This is a genomic window from Phreatobacter oligotrophus (assembly GCF_003046185.1).
GTDB classification, from domain to species: Bacteria; Pseudomonadota; Alphaproteobacteria; order Rhizobiales; family Phreatobacteraceae; genus Phreatobacter; species Phreatobacter oligotrophus.
This window is the reverse complement of record NZ_PZZL01000001.1, coordinates 574345-596121: the sequence shown is the minus strand read 5'-3', so window position 1 is coordinate 596121 and position 21777 is coordinate 574345. Positions and strand designations below refer to the sequence as shown.

Below are 21777 nucleotides of genomic sequence, written 5' to 3'. Positions count from 1 at the left end.
CGAACCATCGGCGGGGCTTGTGTTCTTCGTCAGTTGACGCGCTGCCCCAGGCGGTCGCGGAGGGTCCGGTTCAAGGTCGCATTGGAGATTAAGACGCCATCCTCACGCCGGGCGGCATTCTCCATTCGGGCGCGCAGGGACTGCCGCATCGTGTCGCCGGTGATCTCGACGCCGCGGGCATAAGCGCGGTTGTTCCACTGCTTGATGCGCTCAACCACGGCCGCCCGCGTCTCGGCATCGCCGACGCGGTAGGCCGTGGCGAACTGGTTGAGGAGGTCGCGCCGCTCCCTCATCACGTTCTGGTTGGCCTCGCGGATCCGCTTGTTGCGCTCGAACGATTCCGCGATGTGCGCCGGCGTGAAACCGCTCGCCTGGGCGATGAGGTCCCACCCGGAGATCTTGTCCTTCGACACCACCTCGTCGCCCCGCTGGTTCATCACGCCTTCGTTGGCGTAGCGGTAGGCCTTCATGACATCACGGATCGCCTTTGGCGCGATCACCTCGACGCCACGGGCCGTCTTGCCTTCCGCGATCATGTAGCCGCCGCGGATGGTGTTGGCGATGGTCGAGAAGAAGACACCGCTGGCGCTGAACATCAGCTCCTTCCACCAGTCGGCGCCTTCCTTGTTGCCGTTGGGCTCTCGCAGGAAGAAGTCGGGCATGCCGATGCGGCTGGTGAGATCCAGCCCGGTGAGCTGGCCAGGCGCGCCCTTGAGGATGATGCCGCCGAGGGTCGGGCCGAAGAGATCGATGATCGATCGCTCGACCTGGTGCTTGAACTCGAACGGGTCGTCGTCCTTGCCGAAGAACATGCCGGCGATGGCCATGGCGACGTTGTAGCCGGCTATGCCGGTGACGCCCCCGAGGAGCCCCATCATGCCGAGGATTCCGCCGAGCTGGTAGCGCGCCTCCTTGCGAGCCTGCGGCGTGTCGCCCTTGAACGACTGGTGCAGGTCGCGGAAGAGCCGATACCACATATTGATCTGGAAATTCTGGAAGGTGCCGACCACCTTGGCGACGTCACCCTGCAGGATCCGCGGCCGGTTCGAGTTGGAATAGTCGAAGTTGACCTTCCACGTCAGGTCGTGCGCGGTGTCGACTGCCGCGTGGTGCGACTGGCCGGCCTCGCGGGCGAGCCGGTAGGCGGTGAGCGCCGTCACCTCGCGGTTCCAGATCTCGGCCCGGTGGAAGCCCCAGCCGATGATGGACATGACGCGGTGCCGGAGCGGCGAGTATTCAACGCCGGTGTCGCCAAGGCCGGCGAGGTCATAGGTCTGCGAGCGCTCGATCAGGCCGGATTCATAGAAGGCGCGCACGGCCGCCTGCTCGTCGCGGGACAGCGAGGCGCTGTTCTGGATGGAGCCGGAGCCGGTGACGGTGTCCTTGACGGCCTTGGTCATGGCCGCCGCAGCCTTCGCCGCCCCGCCGAACCGGGCCCCGAGAATGGGCACGCCGAGCATGACCGGCTGCGTCATGTTGACGATGGCGGCCGCCGGCGTCGCCGCGAGATACCACGCGAACATGGCGGAGGTGATCGCCTGGGCGACCTTGCCGCCGGTCGGGTTCATCACCCACTTGTGGCGCTTGCGCAGCTCGTTCACCAGCGTCGTCGCCCTGGTGGGATCGTCTGCCCGGCGCGCCTCGTCGGAGGCACCGTTCAGGGCCTCGGTGAGGTCGCCGGCATATTTCAGGCGCGCCATCTGGTGGGCGGCGTGGAACATATGCGAGGCGAAGCCCTTGAGCGCGTCCTGCTGGAAGCCCGACGTGCCCTTGCGGTGAATGTAGCGCTTGCGGATCGAGAGATCCGGCATCGACTGCAGGTAGCGCTGCCAGATCGCATCCATGACGCCCGGCTCGACGCCGGCCTCGCCGAGGAGAATGTCGATCTCGCCGAGGAGACGCGGATCCATGGGGGCGTTGATGTCGCCCTTCTCGTCCACGACGCCCTCATCCTTCAAGGCGCCGGGGAAATCCTGCTGGATCTTCGGCCAGTTGTCGCGCACCCACCGGCGGCGGTCGGCCTCGCGCTCGAACCGGGAGAAGGAGACGACGTCGCCCTCGCCGTTGCGGATCGTCACGAAGTAGCGGCCGAAGCGGGTCAGCGGGAAATAGGGCGACGGAACGCGGTTGCTCTCGAACTGCTGGCGCAGCTTCGTCATGCGGGCCTTGTGCGCCCACTGGCCACGGAGAAGGTCATTCTCGCGCTGCGCTTCCAGGCGCTCGATGCGCTCGCGCTTTTCCGGCTCGGTCAGGGACCGGTCGGCGCGGATCCGCTCGAGGTTGGCGCGATAGGCCTGCTCGACCTTGCGCTGCGCTGCCAGCTGCGACTTGTCGATGTTGGCCAGGATGATGTCATCGAGCTCCTTCTGCTGCTCGACAAAGGCATCCCGCACCTCGCGATAGATCTGCTGCGCCTTTGGCGGCAAGGCCGCCCACCGCTTGCCGAGATCGATCTGCACCGAGTCGGCCGGATCCGGCGCCATCGCGGCGGGATCGAACTTGGCCAGCGTGGTGTCGTGCATGAGGGCCGACAGCTCTTCCGCACCGCGGCGATTGGCGGAGGCGAATTTCCGCCAGTCCTCGGCGAGGTGAACCATCAGCTCGTGGCGCTTGCCGCGATAGGTGTCCATCTGCCGCTTGAACTGCAGATAGGCATCCACCGACGTCATGCCCGGCCGCTTCAGCTCGGAGAAGTAGTTGAGCGGCACCGTGGCGAGGAGCGCCGGCTGAATGTCCGTCGCAGCGCCGCGCACCGCATCGGCCACGGCCTTCTTGTCGAGCATGGCGCCGGCGGACGCCGCGACGTCGCGCACCGAGTCTTTGATCGGGTTTTGATCGGCCACCACCGGCGCGGTCTGGATCCCGCGCGCCTGGTCGCGGATGGCGGCCGCGGCGAGCGCACGCAGCTGGGCCGGCGTCACCGCGCCGATCTGGCGGCCGAAGGTGGCCAGCGCCCATGCCTTCACCCGGCCGACGACGTCATCGATCCAGCCGCGCAAGGCACGGGGCGCCTGCTCATAGGCCTCGATCGCATAGGCGCCGAATTCCTCGGCCGTGAGCGGACCGGTGACGCCGGCCCGGCCGACGCGGCGGCGCGCCTCGGCGAAGAACTCGCCGGCCTTGCCGGGCGAGCGCTCGAACTGCCGATGCAGCCGGTCCAGCCGCTCCATGAGGCCAGTCCAGGCGGCGTCGCCGATGAGGGGGCGGACGCCGGAATGGAAAGCCTCGTGAAGGATGACCGGCATGACATCGGCCTCGGAGATCTCCGGGGCGACGATGCTGATTCGACCATCGGGCGTCGTGAACGCCTGAACGCCGGGAGCCGCACCATCGTAGGCCTGCGAGACGATGGAGACGCGGCGGCTGGCCTGCAGGAGCCGCACCATCGGCCCCAGCGGATGCCGGTCGATGGCGGCCTGCACGGTGCTGGTCGCCTTCGTCTCGGCCTCGGTCGCGGTCTTGGCGGGAACCTCGCCCCACACCATCAGGTTGAGAGTTGGGGCGGCATCAGCTACGCTGTCCCTGTCAGCGGCGCCTTCCGTGCTGCCACCGGCGGTTCCGTCGGGGGTCGACCGGGTACCACTCCCCGGGTCGCTGGCACGACGGGGGGGTTGCCGTTCCAAGGTAGGTACCGGGCCCTCACGGGTTGCTAGGCCTCCGGCGTTGATTGCCGGCCCCCCCGTTCGCTCATTGTCGAAGGTCAGATCGTACTGCCAGTGGCCGTCGGCCTGCTGATGCACCGACACTGCCAGTCGACGCACCTCCCCCATCAGCATCACGGGCGCGGCGACGATGCGGCGCTCGATCACGCGGGGCACATTCCCCGGCTCGGTGAACACCACGTCACCCTGCCGCAGGATCTCGGGGATCGCGGGCACAGCGCGCAAGAGAAGGTCCCCGCGGCCGTTGGCGCTTTTGTTCCGGCCCCGCCCCCCGAACTGCACCTCGGTGCCGTCCTTCATCAGCACCGTCGTGCCCATGAGGTTGGCCTTGTACCAAGCCAGGGCGGCGGTGCGCAGCGCCGGCAGGTCTTCACCACCCCGGAACTCGACACCGAGCTCGGCGCCGGTGATCGTCGCCACCGGATCCATGTCCTTGACCGAGTCCTTCGGCGCGTCCTCCGGCTTGGCGGCCGGCGGCTTCGGCTTCGGCCGGAGCGCAGCCATGATCTCGGTATGCTTCTGGCGCGTCTCCTCGAACTCGGCGGCCTGGGGGAACGGGCCGATCTGCGCCTGCAGCTTCGGTAGCTCGGCGCGCAGCGCGGCGAGCCGCGCCTTCATCTGATCCGGCTCCTTCACCAGCCAGCGGGCGGTGTTGGTGATCTTGAGCCCCAGCCCGTTCGGGTCGGCCTCCTTGACGTCGCCGACCGAGATCTCGTGCGTCATTGCACCCGCCATATTGAGGCGGAACGAGGTGGTGTGTGCCCACTGCAGGGTCAGCTTGAACGGGCCGTAGCTGCCGACGGGTGACCGTTCTGCTCCCGATTCCAGCATCTCCTTCGCCGCGTTGAGGATGGCGAGGCCCATTTCGGAGGGCTTCTCCATCTTGGCGCCGCGGATCGTCGCGGTGAACTCGCCGGCGAGCGTTTCGGCCGCCGCGGCGGCGTCCTTCTCCATGTCCGGCATCATCGTCTCGATGCGGTTCGTCTCTCGCATCGAGGCGCCGATCGCACCCTTGACGCGGTGCTGACCGCGCTCGTGCTCCACCATCGCCGCGTCGAGTTTGCGCAGGCGCTGGCGCAGGGTCATTTCCTCGAGGATGAGGGGATTGCCGCTGGCGGCGGCTTTCATCTCCGCAGCGTTGGAGGCTTCGCCGCCGATGTCCTCGACGGTGCGCTCCTTCACGTTGCCCTTGCGCAGCTGCTCGATGAAGCGGGCCTTCGCCTCGATCGTCTGCCACTGGCGGGCATCGAGGGTGTTCTTGGTCGCATAGCGCAGGATCTCGATCTCGAACCCGTCGGGATCCTGCTCATAGAGCTCGTTGCCCTGGCGGATGCCGCGACCATCGCGCTGTTCGAGATCCGACGGCCGCCACGGCGCATCGAGGTGGTGCAGCGCCACGAGGCGGTTCTGCACATTGGTGCCGGCGCCCATCTTCGGCGTCGAGCCGAACAGGAAGCGGATGCGGCCGGAGCGCACCTTGCCGAACAGCTCCTGCTTCTGCAGGTCGGTGTTGGCGGAATGGATGAATGCGATCTCCTCGGGCGGGATGCCGCGGTCGATCAGCTTCTGACGGAGATCGTCATAGACCGAGAACTTGCCGTCGAGAGCCGACAGCTCGTCGGGCGACAGGTTGTCGAGGGCTTCCTGGGCGGCATCATCGCCCTGCTCGGCCTTGGCGATGAGCGCGCGGATCCGCTCGGCCTCCTTGCTCTTGGCGGCCTGCGGCGTCGAGAGATCGATGAACACCAGCTGCGTGCCGCGGTCGCGGGCCCATGCCTTGTAGATCCGCACCATCTCGTCGGCGGCGCGGTGCACCTTGGAATTGGCGACGTCGCCGTAGCCCTGCCCGATCAGGCGCATGTCGAGAGCCGCCTTGCGGGCGTCCGACATGATCTTGAGCATGTTGTCGGCGCCCTTCTCCGCCTTCTTCGGCAGGTTCTCCGCGCGCCAGATCAGCGAGCCCTTGGGGAACTGCAGGTTGCCGTTGGCATCCTCCGTGCCGATGCCGATGAACTCGGCCTGGTCGGGCGAGCGTTCGACAGCGATGTTGGTGGGCTTGCCGCCCTTCACCTTCGGCAGGGGGAAGCGCTTGCCCTGGGCGGCGAGCATCGCCTTGATGTCGTCGTTGACGATGACGTCGGCGAAGGACCGGTAGAACTGCATGAGCTCCGGCACGTTGGTGAACCGGGCGAAGCGCGAATTCTGCTTGTATTGGCCGGTCGGCGAGAGCTCCCAATCGGTCACCACCTCGCCGAAGACGCGGGCCCACGCGTCGAAATGCGCGAGGCCCATCTGTTCCAGCTTCCGGCCGGCGAGATAGCGCTGCACCGTGAACATTTCCGCCATCGAGTTGGACAGCGGCGTGCCAGTGAGGAAAATCAGGTTGCGGCCGCCGGTCTTGTCGAGGAGGTGCCGGATCTTGATCGCGAGATTCGAAGCCTTCTGCGAGCCGGTCGGGTTGCCGAGGCCGGCCACGCGCTGCATCGAGGTGGCGAACCCGAGGTTCTTGAACTCGTGCGCCTCGTCCACCATCAGGGCGTCGATGCCGAGATCGTCCCACACCAGCCCGGCGTCCTTGCCGCCACCCTCCATCAGCTTCTGCAGCCGGGTCTGCAAGGCGTCGCGCTGCTTCGACAGCTGGGAGACGTTGCGGCTCTTCTCGCCGGTGGCCGCCCTCACCTCCTGCATCGAGGCCATGATCTGCGTGACCTGATCCTGCAGGTAGGCCGCCTCATATTCGGCCGAGACGCCGATCTTCTTGAAGGAGGAATGCGCGACGATCACGGCATCCCAATCCGAGGTGAGGATCCGCGCGAACAGACGCTGACGGTTCTCCTTGTCGAAGTCCTTTTCGGTCGGCGCCAGGACGCGCGCACCCGGGTAGAGCTTGATGAAATCCGCTGCCCACTGGCCGACAAGGTGATTGGGGACCACCACCATCGGCTTCTTGGCGCGGCCGGTGCGGCGCAGCTCCATGACCGAGGCGATGCCGGCGAAGGTCTTGCCGGCGCCGACGGTGTGATCGAAGAGCGCGGATCCGGTCTGCGTGGCGCGCCACACCGCGTTCAGCTGGTGCGGGCGGAAGGAGATGATGTCGTCACTGACCTTGCCGGGCAGCTTGAGGTGGGAGCCGTCGAACCGGGGCTCGACGTCCGTGTTGAACGTGTCGTTGTAGATCCGCGCGAGCTCGTCGCGGCGGGCGTCGTCCTCCCACACCCAGCGGCGCCACTCGGCCTTGACCTTCTCCACCTTCTCATTGGCCGCTTCGGTTGCCGCCTGGTCGACAACCATCGTGCCGTCGGCGTTCTTGTAGGAGATCGTGATGCGGGAATGGTTGAGCGCCGCGTCGATGACGCGGTTGATGGAGGCCTCCTCCGTCGCCCACATGGTGGATGCGGACTGCGAGGCGCGGCCCGGCGTCGCCACCCAGCTCGCGGTGAGCTTGGAATAGAAGGCCTTGGATCCGGTCCCGTCGATGATGTGGTTGATGAAATCGGCGACATGGTTGGCCGGCACCCATGGCGAGCCAGATTTCACGTCGATGTCGACCGCCTCGATGTCGGCCGGCTGTACCGCTTCCAACGCTTCCACATTGACGCGGAATGCCGGATCCTGCTCGGCGGCGCGGCGGGCTTCGGCGAGCTTCTGCTTGACGTTGCCGGACAGGTAGCCGTCGGCCGTCTCATAGATCCCGGCCGGGGTCTTGAAGATCAGCGAGCCGAGCTCGGCAACGATGTCGGCCTCGGGCTGGCCGTAGATCTGCTCCATGGCGCGCATGTCGACGCGGCCATATTCGGAGAGCACGGCAGCCAGGGCATCCTTCGCGTTCGCCGCAGTGGTCGGCGGAGCATAGGGCTGCTGCGTGCGCTTGGTGAAGATCGCCGCCTTCTTGGCGCTGGGAGCGCGCGGCGTCTCGCCGGTGGTCTTGGCGACGTCCGCGCTGATGCCCTTGTCGAAATTGTCTTCGAGGGCGGAGATCTGCGGCCAGGTCGGATCCTCGCGGAACAGTCGCTTGTTGGCATCCGCGTTGATCGGGCCGAACTTGGCGACATGCGCGTCATAGACCTTGTTCAGGCGCTCGCGCAGGTTCTCGATCTTCTCGTCGGTCGCCTTGGGGTCGAGCTGGGCGGCGCGCAGCCGGGCGAAGGTGTCGCGGACGCGGATCATCTGCGCGACGCGGGCGGCGGCAGTGTTGCCGAGATCGGCAGGGCTGGCCTGCGGCTCGCCGATGCGGTCCGGATCCCGGCGCCAGATCTTGCCGTCCGGATCGAGGAACATGGATCCTTCGAGGGCATCGCGGACGTTGCTCGGGACCTTGGGCGTCTCGCCGACCACGGGCGCAGCCGGCGCCGGCATGACCTTGGCCGGCAGCGCGTTGATGGCCTTGCGCACCAGCTGGGGCAGGTTGTCGCCTTCACGGGCGATCAGCGCCGGCTCGTCGGGACCGTACATGGTGCCGTAGGCGCCGAAGTCGCCGAGCATCATGTCGGGATTGTCGATGAAATAGCGGTTCAGCGGGACCTTCCGGCCCTCGCGGTCGCGGTACTCGCCGACGTCCACCCAGCTCGACGTGTCCGCGGCCACACCATCGGCGCGCCGCTGCAGGAACACGATATCAGTGGTTACCGACGTGCCGGCGTTCTTGAGGAAGGCGTCATTCGGCAGACGGATCGCGCCGAGGAGGTCGGCCTTCTCCGCGATGTAGGCGCGGGCGCGGGTGTCGGCGCCGTCGAGGAAGCGCGAGGTGATGACCATCGCCAGCACGCCGCCGGGGCGCAGGCTGTCCACGGATTTGGCGAAAAAGTAGTTATGGATGCTGAAATTCGCGATCTTGCGGTTCAGCTTGTCGTGCACGCGCTCACTGCCGAACGGCGGGTTGCCGATCGCCAGGTCGAAATAGCCTTCGGGCACGGTCAGCGCCTCGAAGCCCATCGGCGCCTGAATGTTGGCGTCGAGATAGAGGTTCTTGGCGATCTGCCCGGTGATGCGATCGAGCTCGACGCCCGTGAACCGGCCCGTCTCACGGACCGATGGCGGGGCCAGCCCGAGGAAATTGCCCGCGCCGACGGAGGGCTCGAGGATCTGGCCGCCCTTGAAGCCGAGGCGATCGACCGCCGACCACATCGCCTTGACGATCTCGGGCGCCGTGTAGTGCGCATTGCGCGTGGACGACTCGGCCGCCCGGTATTCCTCCGGCGTCATCAGCTCGCGCAGCTCGGCCGCTTCCTTCTCCCAGCCCTTCGCCACGGAACCATCGTCGCGGGCGAATGCAGGTCGCAGGCCGCCCCAGCCCACCCATTTGGCGAGCACGGACTGCTCGTCGCGGGTCGCCGTGCGCGCCTCTTCTTCCAGCTTCCGCAGAAGCCGGATTGCCGCGACGTTGTTGCGGAACTTGGCCTTGGCGCCACCGCTGCCGAGCTCGTCGGCATCGGTGATCGTGTAGGCGGTCGGGCGTGCCTGGGCGACGAGGCCACCAGACGGCTGCGGCTCGGTTGGCGGCTCTACGCCTGCGCCGGCTCGTCCTCGTCCATCGGCGGCATCGAGTTGGCGAGACGCCACGTCTCCGCTTGACCCGCCAGCGCTTCGCGATCCTCCGCGCTCATCGGCGGTTCGCTGCTCGTCGGCGTCAGGTACTCGGGCCGGACCCTCTCCGTCGCCTCGTCCAGGCGCATCCCGCCGGCCACCAGCGCGTCGATCTCCGACGTCATCCGGCTCGACTCGTCGTGCAGCGCGTTCGCCAGCGTTCCGTTCGCCTTGTGGCGCGCGTACAGGTCCGGCTTCGTCTGCCGCCAGTTGTCCTCGATCTCCCGCATCTGCGGCGTCTTGGCCATCGGCCTTCTCCTCGGCGGGCGCCGCGGCTTGCGCCGGGGCCTTCATCAGCTCCTGATGCAGCCGGGCGGATTCCTCGGCTGACGTCATCCCGCTCGTGTCGAGGCCGGGATAATGACGCGTACCCTCCCAAAAGGAAAGCAGGTACGGCCGGACGTTCGGCCCGAGGTCCGAAACCATGCGGCTGGCATAGTCGGTGAAGGACCGCACACCGGCCTCGATATAGGCACCGGCGATGGTCATGCCATCGATCAGCGTCTCCGGATCGATGCCCGAATTGACCTGCCGCATCTTGGCGCGGAGGCGCGCACGCGCGGCCTCTACCTTGTCAGCGGTGAAAAAGGTGTTGCCGGAGAAGTCGACCGCCGGCCGTTGGGGCCCATCGGACGGGTCAGCGTTTCTGCCGGACTCCAACCTCGGTTCAGTCGCGCCAGTAGCGTCGATTTGCTTACCCCGAGCTTTCGCGCCCAAGCGCGCACCGACATCGTCAGGCCGTCGTGGCTGATCAGATGAGGATCCGTCCCGCCCGGTGCCTTCTCCTGCGTCAGCGCTTGGGAGGGTGTCATCCCGCGCGCCAGCCTCGCGTACACCGTCGAGGGCTTCAGGCCGGCTTGTGTCGCGGCCTCCGCTGCGGTCAGGCTCTCCACGCTCTTCACGAACCCGGGGCGGTTGCGCGCTTGCTCCGTCGGTGTCGCCCACCGGACGTTCCCTGGCTCGTACCCCTTCGTCCCGTCCATCCGGTCCACCGAGTGTGCCGGGCTCGGACGCGGGCCGATCTCCCGGTAGAACGCCAGAAAGTCCTTCTTCCACTCCGGATGGACGGTTATCCCGCGTGCCCCGTACATCGGGAAGTCGGGGCTCCGCGGATTCAGGCACCTCTGCTTTAGGTGCACCCACGCCACGTGCTCCGGCGTCCCCGTCATTCCGTGCTTGAAGTTGCGGATCGGCATTCGGCGATGCTTCCTTCGTTATCGTGTTGCGATCAGCGAACGGCTTAGTTGTGTCCCCATCGGCGAACCACGCCTTGAGGCCCGCGATGTTGGTGGGCGTCAGCGTCCCGAGGCCCTTCCAGTTCGCCTGATAATTGGCGAGATAGGCTGTTTTGGCCTGGCCTGCGGTTTGCCAGCCGAGCATAACCTTCGGCTCATCGAAGCGCTTGGTATCGGGCGATACCTGGTCGATCACGAATATCGGCGAACCATCGTTTAGCGCGCCGGTACCGGGCTTCACGAAGACGTCGATGTGGTCCTTATCGGGGCCACGTGTCCCACGGAAGTAGCCATAATGGCTCTTCATGATGATCGACCATGCTCTGCCGTTGGGGTCGGTTCCGCTGCGGGTCGAGCCAGCCGGGTTCTCGATGCTGATGTCGAGTCCAGCGAGCCGGAGCCTGCCGACTTTGTAGTTGCCCGCTTCGCGCTGCGCTTCTGTCGGCTCGGGGGTGTCGTTGGTCGGGCTGGTGGCGGCCTCGTTCGCCGCCGCGTCAATTGCGGACCATTCCGGCAATTGGCCCGTTTCTGACACGGTTTCGAGCGCTTGCGTCGATGCGCCGCCGACCACGGGCGGATCTGCCGGCCGCTTCTTCTCCTCGCGGCGGTCCTCCGCCTTCATTCGCGCCAGCATCTTGTCGCTGACGGTCGGCACCTTCACCGGCGTGCGGGTCGTGGCCTCCTTGGCGGCACGCTCGACGCGGTAGCGATAATCTTCGGCGAGCTGCGCCAGGCGCTGGGGCGACACGCCGAACTGCTCGGCGAGTGCGACCTGCTCGGCCATCGGCCGATCGGTGTCGAGATCCAGGGCGCCCCGGCCGAGCGTGCGCTTGGAGTCGTGGCGCATCTTGCCGAGGTCGTAGAGCCGCGAGTGCTTCTCGTCCGGCATGACGATCTGCTTGCCGCGCACCTCGCGGGCGGTCGGCACCGTCCCGGTGATCGTCTCGCGTTCGACCGGCGGGTTCTCGGCGAGGTCGCGGGCCTGCTGCTGTTCCGGCGAGACGCCATTCACGCGAAGGCGATCGACGGGGATCTCAAGCTCCTGCCCGCCGTCGCCGCGGACAACCGCGCTCTGACCATCGGGCGAGAAGCCCTGCAGGGTTGCGCCGAAGCGGCCGACGGTCGCCGGATCATCCACGATGACGCGCGAGCCCGGCCGGACCATCGCCGGCCGCTCCGTCAGGGGGACGGTGTCCTTGCGCGGCGGCAGCTGGCTCGTCTCGGTCGGGGCGATGCGGCCGACCGGCGCGGCGGCCTCGGCGGTGACGTCCTGCGGCGGGACAGTGCCAGGCGCGGGCCGGGCCGCGGGGTTTTCGGGCGGCACGGATTGGCTTGCCGGCTGCGCCGGAGCGGGCTGGGCGACTGTGCCCGAAACCCCGGGCACAATTTCGGGCACGATTTCGGGCCGGGTTTCGGGCACCGGCGGCGGGGGCGCAGCGGGCCGAAGCGGGGCGAGCTGGGACAGCGGCACCTCGAGCGTCTGCGTGCGGATCTCGCCCGTCTCCGGATCCACGATCTCCGCCAGCACCATCGGCTCTCCCGATGGTGAGTAGCCCTCGATGCGGCCGTTGAGGCGCTGGCCGCGCGCCATCGTCACCGAGACATCGGTGCCAGGCGGAGGCGCGCCGTCCGGGGCCGTGGTCGGCGTGCCGCCCTGCCGGGTCGCGTATTCGAGGGCGGACGAGAGCGGGCCGGATGGTGCAGCGCCGCGTTCGGCGCCGATGGCCTGCCCCTTCGCCTCCGCCGCGTTGCGGGGCTCCGGAATCGCTGGCGCCGGCGCCGGCGCGTCGTTGCGGCGCGCTGCAGCACCGGCGGCACCCATGCCGCCGCCCATCAGGCCGCCGACGACTGCGCCGCCGGCTGCCGCGTTGGGCACGCCCTCCATCAGGCGCTGGTTGGGGTCGGCCCCCTGCAGCGCATAATTCTTGGCCATCTGCTCGGAGACGGACTGCGGCAATTCCTCAAGCAGGCCTTCGGCGACGACGCCGCGGCCGGCGCCGGAGAGGATCCGCCGGCCAAGGCCTCCCTGCACACCCTCGGCGAGGATCTTGGCCAGCGCGCGATCGCCCTGGCCGCCGAAGATGCCGGTGGCGACGCCGGCGATCAGCATGCCCTTCGTGGCGAGATCGTCAGTCAGTGCCGCCCGGGCCTGCACCGGCGTCTTGCCGCCCTCGATGAGCGAGCGGTAGGCCTCGGACTGCTGCAGCGTGGCCTCCGGCATCTTGCCGATGGCCTCGCGGATCTCGGCCGAGGTCTGGCCGCCGGCGATGACGCCTTCGCTGATGCCGCCGGCGATGAGCGCGGTGCGTGCCGCGGCAGCCGCGGCCACCTTCTCCGTCGCACCGCGAGCCAGCGCGCCGACATAGGCACCGCGGGCGAGGATCGCGCCGGGCACCATCGTGATGGCGGTACCGGCGGCGGATTCGGCGAGGCCGGACAGGTAGGACCGCGGATCCGTCCAGGCGGATCCCATGCTGTACGAGGTCGAGCCGTCGGGGTTCTGGCGCTCTTCCACCCACTGCTTCTCGCGGGCGGCGCGCATTTCCGGCGTCATGCCGGCGGTGAGGCGCTCGCGCCGCTCGTTGAACAGCGTCTCGCTGTCGCGGCCCCACATCCATCGATCGATCGAGTCGACGCCATCCACGATGGCCGGACCGACCTTGGGAATCGCCCGCACCACCTCACGCAGAGCGTTTGCGGTGCTATCGAGCCCGAGAGTGGCCGCGCGGCGGGTGTCGCCGGCGACGCCACCGGAGGCGTTCTGCTTGCGCCACTCCTCCTGCTTCGCCGCAAGGTCGCGCTCATCCACGATGGTGTAGCGGCCCGGGGCCTTGGCCTCCTGCTCGCGCTGCCAGGCGGCAAGCTCCTCGTCGCGGCGGCGCGCGTCCTCGACTTGGGCGACCTGTTCGGGCGACGGCTGGGGCGGTTTGGGCGCAGTGCTCGGGAAGAGCGGATCGATCGTCAGCGAACCGGGGGCGACACGGATCGGCTCAAGGGGGTTGCGCTCGGACACAGGGGGCCTCCACGGGTTGACGGCCGCAGGGAAGCAACCCGTTGAGCGCCACGCCCTGTGTCCGAGCCGGAGATGCGATCAGGCGCCGACCGAAGCGCACCCCCGTTCAACCTCTATAGAGTGCGTGCGCGTTACCGAGAACGGCCGGTTGGTTGACTTACAACGGATTTCTTGACTGCATGACATCATGAAAACGCCCTCTAAAAGAGACGTCCTGATCTCCATCCGCCTGCCGCGGGCTCTCGTTCAGGCCCTCGATGACTACAGGCGCGAAAGCGAGGATCTCCCCACGCGGCCGGAGGCAATCCGCCGCTGCATCGAGGGACAGCTGCAGTCGGCCGGCTATGCGGTCGAGAAGGGAGAAGCGCCTAATGTCTGACGGCTTTGATGTGCCCGACTGGACCGGCGCCCCGAGGCTTTTTGTAGTGACGCACCAGCTTCACGAAGGCCACGCGGTGACCTTCTACGTCGTGGCAAAGACGCCGGTAGAGGCGCTTGATCGCTCGATCGAGAACTCACCCTGTCCGATGCCCTACCGCTGGGAGATCGTCTCTCACCCGGTGCTGATGCCGCGAGATGAGAAATCGGCATGACCGGCCGGATCGGGTGCTGCGTCCCCTTCTGCCGGCGAACGCGCGGGCCGCGGAAGGGTGACCGCGTGCCGATCTCCTCCATCAGGGAGTGGATCTGCGCCGAGCACTACAGGGCAACGCCGGCCAGTCTTCGCCGCCGGCGTTCGCGGATCCTCCGCATGATCGACCGGGCGAGCGGGGTGCGGCTGTTCAGGCTCTACGACATCGACCGCCGCATCTGGGACCGGCTCAAGGCTGCAGCGATAGAGCGCGCGGCGGGGATCACCTCATGACCGCTGACCCTGCGGCCGGGATCCGCGCCCTCATCGCCGAAACCGAGGGCTGGCTGCATGACCATCGGTCCAGGCGAGATCGCCACGGCATGAGCAAGCACGACAGGGCCGGCGAGAGCATCGAGGCCCTGGCCTGTTCCATCCGCCTCCGCGCGCTGCGAGACGCGCTGCGCACCATCGAGCGAGAACCAAGATGACCGACAACAAGCAGGCCTTCCTCTGCCAGTGGAGGCCGCGCACCGGATCGTTCACCGCCCCATTCGACGTGGTCGTGATCGCCAGTGACAGCGCCGAGGCAGCGAGCATCGTGAAGCCGCTCGGGGCCGGTGAGCTCGTCGTGACCGGCTATCCCGTGCGCAATCTGCCGAACGGGCCCGTGCTGACGGCGATGGTCGATGAAATGCTGAATGACCTGCAGGCCATCGGCGAAGAATACGGCGTGCTGGGCGGGGAGAAGCGCACCGACGGGATCCGGCGGGTCCTCAAGGCGCAGCGCAGCACCATCGACCTGCTGCACGCCATCTGTGAGCGCTACGAAGAGGGCTTCGCGGATCCGGGCCGGTTCATGGACGAGATCCGCGACGGGCTGGGGCGACGGGATCCATTGAAGGTGGCGCTGCGGGAGGCTGTGACCGCGGGCACCGGCGTGATCGTCGTGGAGGGTGACGGCAAGACCACTACCCGCTCGATGCGGGAAATGTGGGGCGATGGCGGCGTCGCCAGCTCTTTACAGCACCAGCTCCGCACGGATGACGTCGCCAAGCTCCGCGAGATCGGCGAGCGATGCCTCGCCCTCATGCGGGAGACGCCGACACACACGTTGCGCCGCGCGCGGCTCGCCGACGTGCATGTCAGCCTGGTCGAGGCTGCCCGCAAGATCGAGGAGGCGATGCGCAATGTCAGGTGAATGCCGCCTCGCGCAGAAAAGGGCCGGCGGCGGCTGGCCGCGGTCGTGCCCCATCTGCGGCCTGTCCAAGACCTGCCAGCGCGGGCTTGAGGAGGTGCAGCTGGCGAACGGACGGTTCGAGATCCGCGAGGCGCGGGAGCGCACGCCGGCCTGCGAGCGGTGCCGGTTCTGGCGCGACAAGCTGTCGAATGCGGGCGAGTGCCGGAGGCGCGCGCCCGAGGTGTTGCCGGGCGCGGCTGGCTCCCACGGCCGGACGGTCGACTTCCTGACGGTCGCCAGCCGCTTTCCAGAGACGCACAAGGCCGACTGGTGCGGAGAATTCGAGCCGGCCGCCAAGGGGGATGCCGCATGAAGATGACCGCATTTACCCGCGCGATGCTGGCTGCCCGTCGGCAGCGGCGGGCTCTCGTCCGGCAGGGCTACGAAGAGGTGCCGTGCCCGATCATGGCCATGCACAACGGGGGCCGAATGCGCGAGCGCATCGTGGACGTGAAGATCTCAACCGATGGGCACGGGCTCTATGTCCTGACCGACGCGCGCCGCGACCTGGCGCTGATGGAGGCCGAGTACGGCCCGCGTACCAAGAGGAGCATCCTGTGAGCACGGTCGAGAACCTGCGCCCACATTATGAAGACGCGCTTGTCAGCCTCGCTGCCAAGGGCCTGTACGACCGTGAGCGCCATGGGCCGTTCCCGACACACCTTTGGGAGCCGCTACGCCAGAAGCTACAACAGCGGTGGCGGGAGGCCACTGGCGAGCAACAAGACATCCTAACGATTGCGAAAGTGGCACCATGACCATCAACACGTCGACGCGGCCCGCTACCATCGAGGAGATCGCCGCGGAAATGGATCGGCGCGGCATCGTGATCGAGAGCCTTGAGGCGACCATCGCGACGCTGACCGAGCGTCTCGCAGAAGCCGACGGTGCCCTTGCGACGGCGCGGGCCAATGATGTGCGGTCGATGGACATTCGCGATGTGGCCGTTGCCTTGCCGGATAGCGAGGCCGACCGTCTTCGTCGCATCTGCGAGCAAGCGTTAGCCGCTTCACAATGGGAGAAGCGTGCCAAAGCCACCGAGGCCGCCCTTGCCCTCTTCGCGGACATAGCCGGCGAGGGCGCTGAGGACTATCCCGACGACACGAAGGTGCTGGTGACCTTCGGCCGTGTCACCCACCACGCCCTTACCTTGGGCGACTTGCGCCGCGCCGCGGCAGTCTATGCCGCAAGCGCTCCCTGAATAGCGTCACCGCATAGCGAGTCCTGGGGCGGGCCGCCGCGGCGGCAGCGGCGCCACGGTTGGAGCCGCGCTAGGCTGATCCTGAACCATCGGGGACGGCGCATCGGGATTGCGCCGCTCCATCATCGCTCGCAGCGCCGGCGGCCATTCCGCCATGGGCACGCCTTGGCGGGCGAGGCGCTCGGCAACGCGCTGCGGCGACGCCCCGCGGTCAAGCTCGGTCTGCGCCGATGTGCGGACATTGGCGAACCGCTCCTGATCGTTGCGCGGCTGCGGGAAAGGCACCTGGGCGGCCGGCTGTTCGGACGAGGCCTCTCGCGCCGGCGCCGGCGCGCTGGCGGTTGGTGCCTGCTGGCCTGCGGGTGCCGGGGGCGGACCGCTGACCTGCCGCCGGTTCTCGTCATACTCACGGCGGTTGGCCCACATATCGGCGACGACGTCGCGAGCCGGCCGCTGGGCGGCAATCATCTCGCCGGGTGAGCCGTAGGACCGCGGCGCGGCGGCAGCCGGTGCGGGGGCGCTGGTCGGGGCAGCGGGCGGAGGCGCGGCGGGCGTCTCGTAAGCCTGCTCGTGGGTCTGCTCCCCGCTGGGCGGCGTGGATCCGGTGGTGGCGGGAGCTGCCTCGGGGGCCGCGGCAGCGGCGGGGCGAGGCGCGGCCGCACCTCCCACGGGCTTTTCCGCAGCGCGCGGGGCCGGAGCGGGCCGCGCCGGGCGGCGACTGCCGAACAGGTTGCTAAGGCCCGGCATGCTGAACGATCCCGCGCTCGGCATGCTGAACGATCCGGCCGGAAGCCCGCCGCGCAGGCGATCCTCTTCGCCGGGGGCAAGGCTTTCGCGGTCGCGAAGCAGCATCAGGCGATCGCGCTCGGAAAGATCGCTGCGGCCACCGTTCGCCGCGGCGGCCTGCTGCGGGCGCGGCTGGGGCGCCGGCGGGTTTGCCGGAGCGGCGGAATTGCTGCCTTCCGACGGTGCCGCGGCGCGACGCCGGGCGGATCGGGTCGGCGCTGCCTGTGCGGGAGCCGGCTCGGCGGCCGGATCCGGACGGGGTTGCGGCACCGGCGCCTCGCGCGGCGCGTTGGGCACCTCCACCGAGACGCTGGCACGACCACCGGCCGCACCGGATGCCGTTCCGGTAGCGGTACCGGTCCCGGTCGGGCTGGGCGCCATCTGCGGATCCGTCGCCGAGTCCACCTCCCCTGCCCTCAATGCGCGCGGTGCCACCGCGCGAGCCTGAAGGCCAAGGCCCGGGGCCGGACGCACGGCGGAGGTCGCGCCACGGCCGCCCTGGCTGACGCCGCCGCTGGCATAGGCACGCGCCTCAAGGTCGCCGTTCTCGACGCGGGGCTCGGTCGGCGGGCGATCGTCGCGGTAGATCTCGGGCGAGCCGACCGGACCGGCCTCGCCGGCGCGCAGCGGCGGCTGGTTATCGGCAGAAGCGCTGGCACGGCCGCCGGGCGCGACGCCACCGCGGGCGGCGGCGGCCGGATCGATCGCCGCGTTCTCGACACGGACCGGCATCGGGGGCGCATCGTCGCGATAGATCTCCGAGGACGCGACGGGGGCCGCTTCGCCAGCACGAAGAGGAGGCTGCAGATTGTCCGAGGCGGCGGCACGGCCGCCACCGGCGACGCCGGCCCGGCCGCGGCCGTAGCCCTCGGGACCGGCGGCGGCCATGGCGTCGGCGGTATTGCCGGGGCCGGCGCCCGGCGTGCGGCGGAACACGTAGTTGGGCATGGCGCCACGGACCGCCGCATCGACGCCGCCGGCGGCCGGCTCGGTGATGGCGAGGCCGGGAGCGTTGCGACGTGCCGACGAGACAAGGCCCTCGATCTCGGGGTTCTGCTGGATCTGCTGGCCGGCATCGGCCGGGACCTGATTGTCGAAGATCGACGGGATCTGCAGGGCGCCGGGCTCGACGCGGATCGGCTCCGGCAGGTCGCCGGCTTCGGAGCTGCTGGTGAATTGGCGATTCCCGCTGCTGCGGCCACCATTGAGGAAGCCGGTGTAGAGCTGCCCGAAACGGCTGTTGTAGCCGCTGACCGACGTGCCGTTGACGTCCTGGCGGGCCATGCGGTTCATCCCGCCCTCGCCGGCGAACCATGCGCGCGAGGCACCTTCGGCGCCGTACCTGCCCATGTATTGGCCGAACTGACCGCGGAACACCGCATCCTGCGCCTCGCGGTTTTCGAGGAACTGCTGCGGGGTCAGACGCTGGCCGTAGTGGCGCTCGGTCCACGAGGGAATGTTCTCGCCCATGACCTGATAGGCGCCATAAGCACGGTCGCCGCGGTTGGTGACGGGCCCAAGCGCCGAATAATTCCCCTCGGCGGAGCCGCTCTCGATCGTGCGGATGCTTTGCGCCGCCGCGTTGAGGTCGCTGGGCCAGTTGGTTGCGCTGCTGCTGCTCGGGCCGTTCGGCGATGCCGGCGATCCGCCTTCGGTCGAGGCGGCGGAGACATCGGACATCGGCTTGTCGGCCGCCTGGGCGCCATCGCTGCCACTACCGAAGATCCCGGCAAGGCCGCCGCGCTCGTCCCACCGATCGCGGGCAGCGGAGCCGAGCTGCAGGCCGCCGGCGAAGCCGTGCCAGAATGTCATCGCGGTGCTCCGTAGATCTGCAGGCCGGGCGCGCGGGCGTTGGGGGGGCTGATCTGCTGGCGCCGCATGATCCCGGCGCGCAGCGATTCCGGCCACGCGTCGACGGGGATACCGGCTCTCTCGAGCCCGCGGGCAACGTTGTCGGGGCTTTCGCCCGCGGCGATGGCACGTTCGGCGCCGGCGCGGATGGCGTCGCGCTGCTCCTCTTCGCGCGTCACCGGACCGGGGCGCATGGCCTCGGCGACGGGCGATGCGGCCGTGGATCCCGGGCCCGGGGCCGGAGCCGGTACCGAGGGCGCGATCGGGCGCGGCGCCGGACGCGGGGATCCACCATAGGCGGCCTCGCGGGTCGCGACGTCCTGCGCCGATGGTCCGGCCGGCGGGCCGGCAGCCTGGCCGGTGACGTTATCGAAGGCGACGCGGGCGCGCGGTGCCGCACCGGCGCCGGCAAGCCCGGGCGAGGCGCTGCGCTGGGTCGGGGGCACGCGGGACTGCGCACGGTTCTGCACCAGCTGGTCGCGCTCGCCCTGGTCGAGATCCGCCCACGGCCGCATCGGGGTCGTGTCGCGGCGGGTGACGTCGGTGCGGCGCTCCTCGTACTCCTTGCGCACCTGCTCCTCGGCCGCCTGCCACTCGCTGCGCTCGGTCGAGCGCTGCGTCTCCTGCTGCTTGGCGCGCGCCTCGTCCTGCTTCCGGCGATCCTCGAACGCGGCCTGCGGATTGAAGAACATCGCCGCGGCGCGCGGAATGTCACCGGGCGCGACATCGCGCTCGATGGTCTTGCCGTCCTCGCCTTGGAACTGCATCCGGTAGCCGATGGTGCGCTCGTTCTCGCCCTCGCCCTCCACGATCGGCCGGAACCGGAACTGGCGATCGCCACCGTAGGCGGTGATGGCCTGCGCGCGTTCGAGCTGCTGCAGGCCGCGGGCCATCAGCTGCGGGTCGTAGGATCCATCGGGCTTGCGGGCCATCTCGAACATGACCATGCCGTTCTGGAAATGGGCGATGCCGCGGCGGGCCTCGTCGCTCTGCACCCACTGCTGGAACTGGCGCGCCTTCTCCGGCTGGCCTTGGCGGGCATAGCCGTCCTGAATCTGGCGCCAGTAGCGAGCCTCCACCTCCTCGCGGTTGCCGCCGGCGGCGATCTCATCGTTCGCCTGGCGACCGATGGCGGCCAGCTCCTCGGTGTTGGCACGCTCCTGCGCGCGGGCGTCACGCGCCTCCTGCCGGTCGAGACGCCGCTCCCTGCGGTCATCCGCCGCTTCGCGTGCCTCCATGCCGGAGCGCAGGCCCTGCACGAAGCTCCCAATCCCAAGACCAAAGGACATCAGGCGGCCTCCCGCTGCTCGGCGCCACGGCGGGGCGCGGCGATGATGATCCCGACGGCCGGCTCACGACGGCGCCGCTCCGGCGGCATGTCGCGCCCGCGCATGCTCTCGACGTTGTCGGGGGTCGGCTCGGCGCCGACCGCATCGGCGATGGCGTCGATCTTGCGGTCGAGATCCGCGATTGCCGCATGGTGCAGCCCGAGCATGTCCTGCACCTTGATGGTCTTGCCGTCGCCCTTGCCGGTGGCGCGCTGCATGTCCTGCGCATAGGGGCCGATGTGCTCGCCTTCGTCGGCGACGCCGGGCTTGTAGCGCCAGGACTCGGACGGCGCCTCCCGGACGGCTTCGAGTGCCATCCCGGGCGGCAGCGGCCGCTTGTCGGTCTTCACCTCCTCGTCGGACATGAACAGGCCGGCGAGCCCGCCGATGGCGGCACCGAAGCCCGAGGCGGACTGCGCGGCCATCATCTGCGAGGCCTTCCACGCGTCCACCTGCGTCGCGTACTGGCGGTTGAGGGTGTCGCCCATGCCGGCATAGCCGCGCATCGCGCCCTGGAAGCCGCTCGACATGATGCCGGTCGAGGAGTTGAACAGGCTCTGGTTCTGCTGGGCGTTGCCGACGCCCATGCCCATCGTGTTGATGGAGGTCTGCGCCGCCGCACCTGCAGTGCCGGCACCAGCGGTGATGCCCTGCAGCCCGAGGGCGGCGGCGGCCGACGACTGCGCCGGCAGGCCGCGGCCGAGATTGGCGACGTCGGCCGTCAGGGCAAGGCCGGTGGCGCGCACCCGCTCGCGGGCCGTGTTCTGCGCACCTGCGGCGGCGAGCGCGGTGCCCATGTCGGCGGCGCGATTCAGGCCGCCGAAGCGGCCGGAATTCGGGTTGACGCCCATGGACGCGGCTTCGCGCTGGGCGGCCTCGCGCTGCTGGGCGGTCGAGCTGACGACATCGGCGCGAGCCTCGGCGGCCATGGCCGCCTGTCGCTCCGGCGAGTCGTACTCGGTCGCCTGCTTGATGAACTTGTCCTCGACGGGCCGGAACACCTGCTCATAGCGGCGCCGATCGTCGCGGGCATAACCGGCCTGCTCCTCGCCAAGCGCCAGCTGCTGCTCGGTGACCTGCCGGGCGAGGTTCTGGTTGTCCTCGGCCAGGACCATCTGCCGATTGCTGATGTCCTTGGTGAGGGCGTCGAGCTCGCCCTGGCGCTGCGTCGAGGTGGCGAAGGCCTCCTTCGAGAAGTCCAGCCACTTTTCGCCGGTTTCGGCCTGCATCACCGCGGCACGGCCGATATTCGGATCCGGTGCCGGCGCGCTGGGAGCGCTCTTGCCCATGGGACGCCTCTCGTCGTG

11 protein-coding genes are annotated in these 21777 nt (G+C 68.9%); 7 read left to right on the top strand and 4 right to left on the bottom strand.

The annotated features are described in order from the left end of the window. Positions 1-29: 29 nt before the first annotated feature. On the bottom strand, positions 30-13493 hold the full coding sequence (locus tag C8P69_RS23725; RefSeq protein ID WP_170118099.1) for a PLxRFG domain-containing protein: 13464 nt from the start codon (positions 13491-13493) through the stop codon (positions 30-32). Positions 13494-13864: 371 nt separating this feature from the next. Between C8P69_RS23725 and C8P69_RS02940 the strand changes: the two genes are divergently transcribed. From C8P69_RS02940 to C8P69_RS02910, 7 genes are all read left to right on the top strand, one after another. Then, on the top strand, positions 13865-14086 hold the full coding sequence (locus tag C8P69_RS02940) for a hypothetical protein (protein ID WP_108174356.1): 222 nt from the start codon (positions 13865-13867) through the stop codon (positions 14084-14086). Continuing rightward, on the top strand, positions 14083-14358 hold the full coding sequence (locus C8P69_RS02935) for a hypothetical protein (protein WP_108174355.1): 276 nt from the start codon (positions 14083-14085) through the stop codon (positions 14356-14358). The genes C8P69_RS02940 and C8P69_RS02935 overlap by 4 nt, the downstream gene beginning before the upstream one ends. Further along, positions 14355-14555: a hypothetical protein gene (locus C8P69_RS02930; RefSeq protein WP_108174354.1), complete on the top strand. Its 201-nt coding sequence runs from the start codon at positions 14355-14357 to the stop codon at positions 14553-14555. Before C8P69_RS02935 ends, C8P69_RS02930 begins: the two co-directional genes overlap by 4 nt. Further along, positions 14552-15265, top strand: coding sequence for a hypothetical protein (locus tag C8P69_RS02925; RefSeq protein ID WP_108174353.1), 714 nt, complete (start codon positions 14552-14554; stop codon positions 15263-15265). Before C8P69_RS02930 ends, C8P69_RS02925 begins: the two co-directional genes overlap by 4 nt. After that, on the top strand, positions 15255-15617 hold the full coding sequence (locus C8P69_RS02920) for a hypothetical protein (protein ID WP_108174352.1): 363 nt from the start codon (positions 15255-15257) through the stop codon (positions 15615-15617). Before C8P69_RS02925 ends, C8P69_RS02920 begins: the two co-directional genes overlap by 11 nt. Continuing rightward, positions 15614-15865: a hypothetical protein gene (locus C8P69_RS02915; RefSeq protein ID WP_108174351.1), complete on the top strand. Its 252-nt coding sequence runs from the start codon at positions 15614-15616 to the stop codon at positions 15863-15865. Before C8P69_RS02920 ends, C8P69_RS02915 begins: the two co-directional genes overlap by 4 nt. 193 nt (positions 15866-16058) lie before the next feature. Further along, positions 16059-16505 carry a hypothetical protein gene (locus tag C8P69_RS02910; RefSeq protein WP_108174350.1) on the top strand — a complete coding sequence of 149 codons (447 nt, stop codon included), beginning with the start codon at positions 16059-16061 and terminating at the stop codon, positions 16503-16505. Positions 16506-16511: 6 nt separating this feature from the next. On the opposite strand, the gene C8P69_RS24395 is transcribed toward C8P69_RS02910, so the two are convergent. The 3 genes from C8P69_RS24395 to C8P69_RS02895 are packed head-to-tail and all read right to left on the bottom strand — an operon-like array spanning position 16512 to position 21759. Continuing rightward, positions 16512-19199: a hypothetical protein gene (locus C8P69_RS24395; RefSeq protein WP_146167276.1), complete on the bottom strand. Its 2688-nt coding sequence runs from the start codon at positions 19197-19199 to the stop codon at positions 16512-16514. Then, the gene (locus C8P69_RS02900) at positions 19100-20431 is read right to left on the bottom strand and encodes a hypothetical protein (RefSeq protein WP_108174348.1); all 1332 of its coding nucleotides are present in this window, start codon (positions 20429-20431) and stop codon (positions 19100-19102) included. Before C8P69_RS02900 ends, C8P69_RS24395 begins: the two co-directional genes overlap by 100 nt. After that, on the bottom strand, positions 20431-21759 hold the full coding sequence (locus C8P69_RS02895) for a tail fiber domain-containing protein (protein ID WP_108174347.1): 1329 nt from the start codon (positions 21757-21759) through the stop codon (positions 20431-20433). The genes C8P69_RS02900 and C8P69_RS02895 overlap by 1 nt, the downstream gene beginning before the upstream one ends. Between the last annotated feature and the right edge of the window lie 18 nt (positions 21760-21777).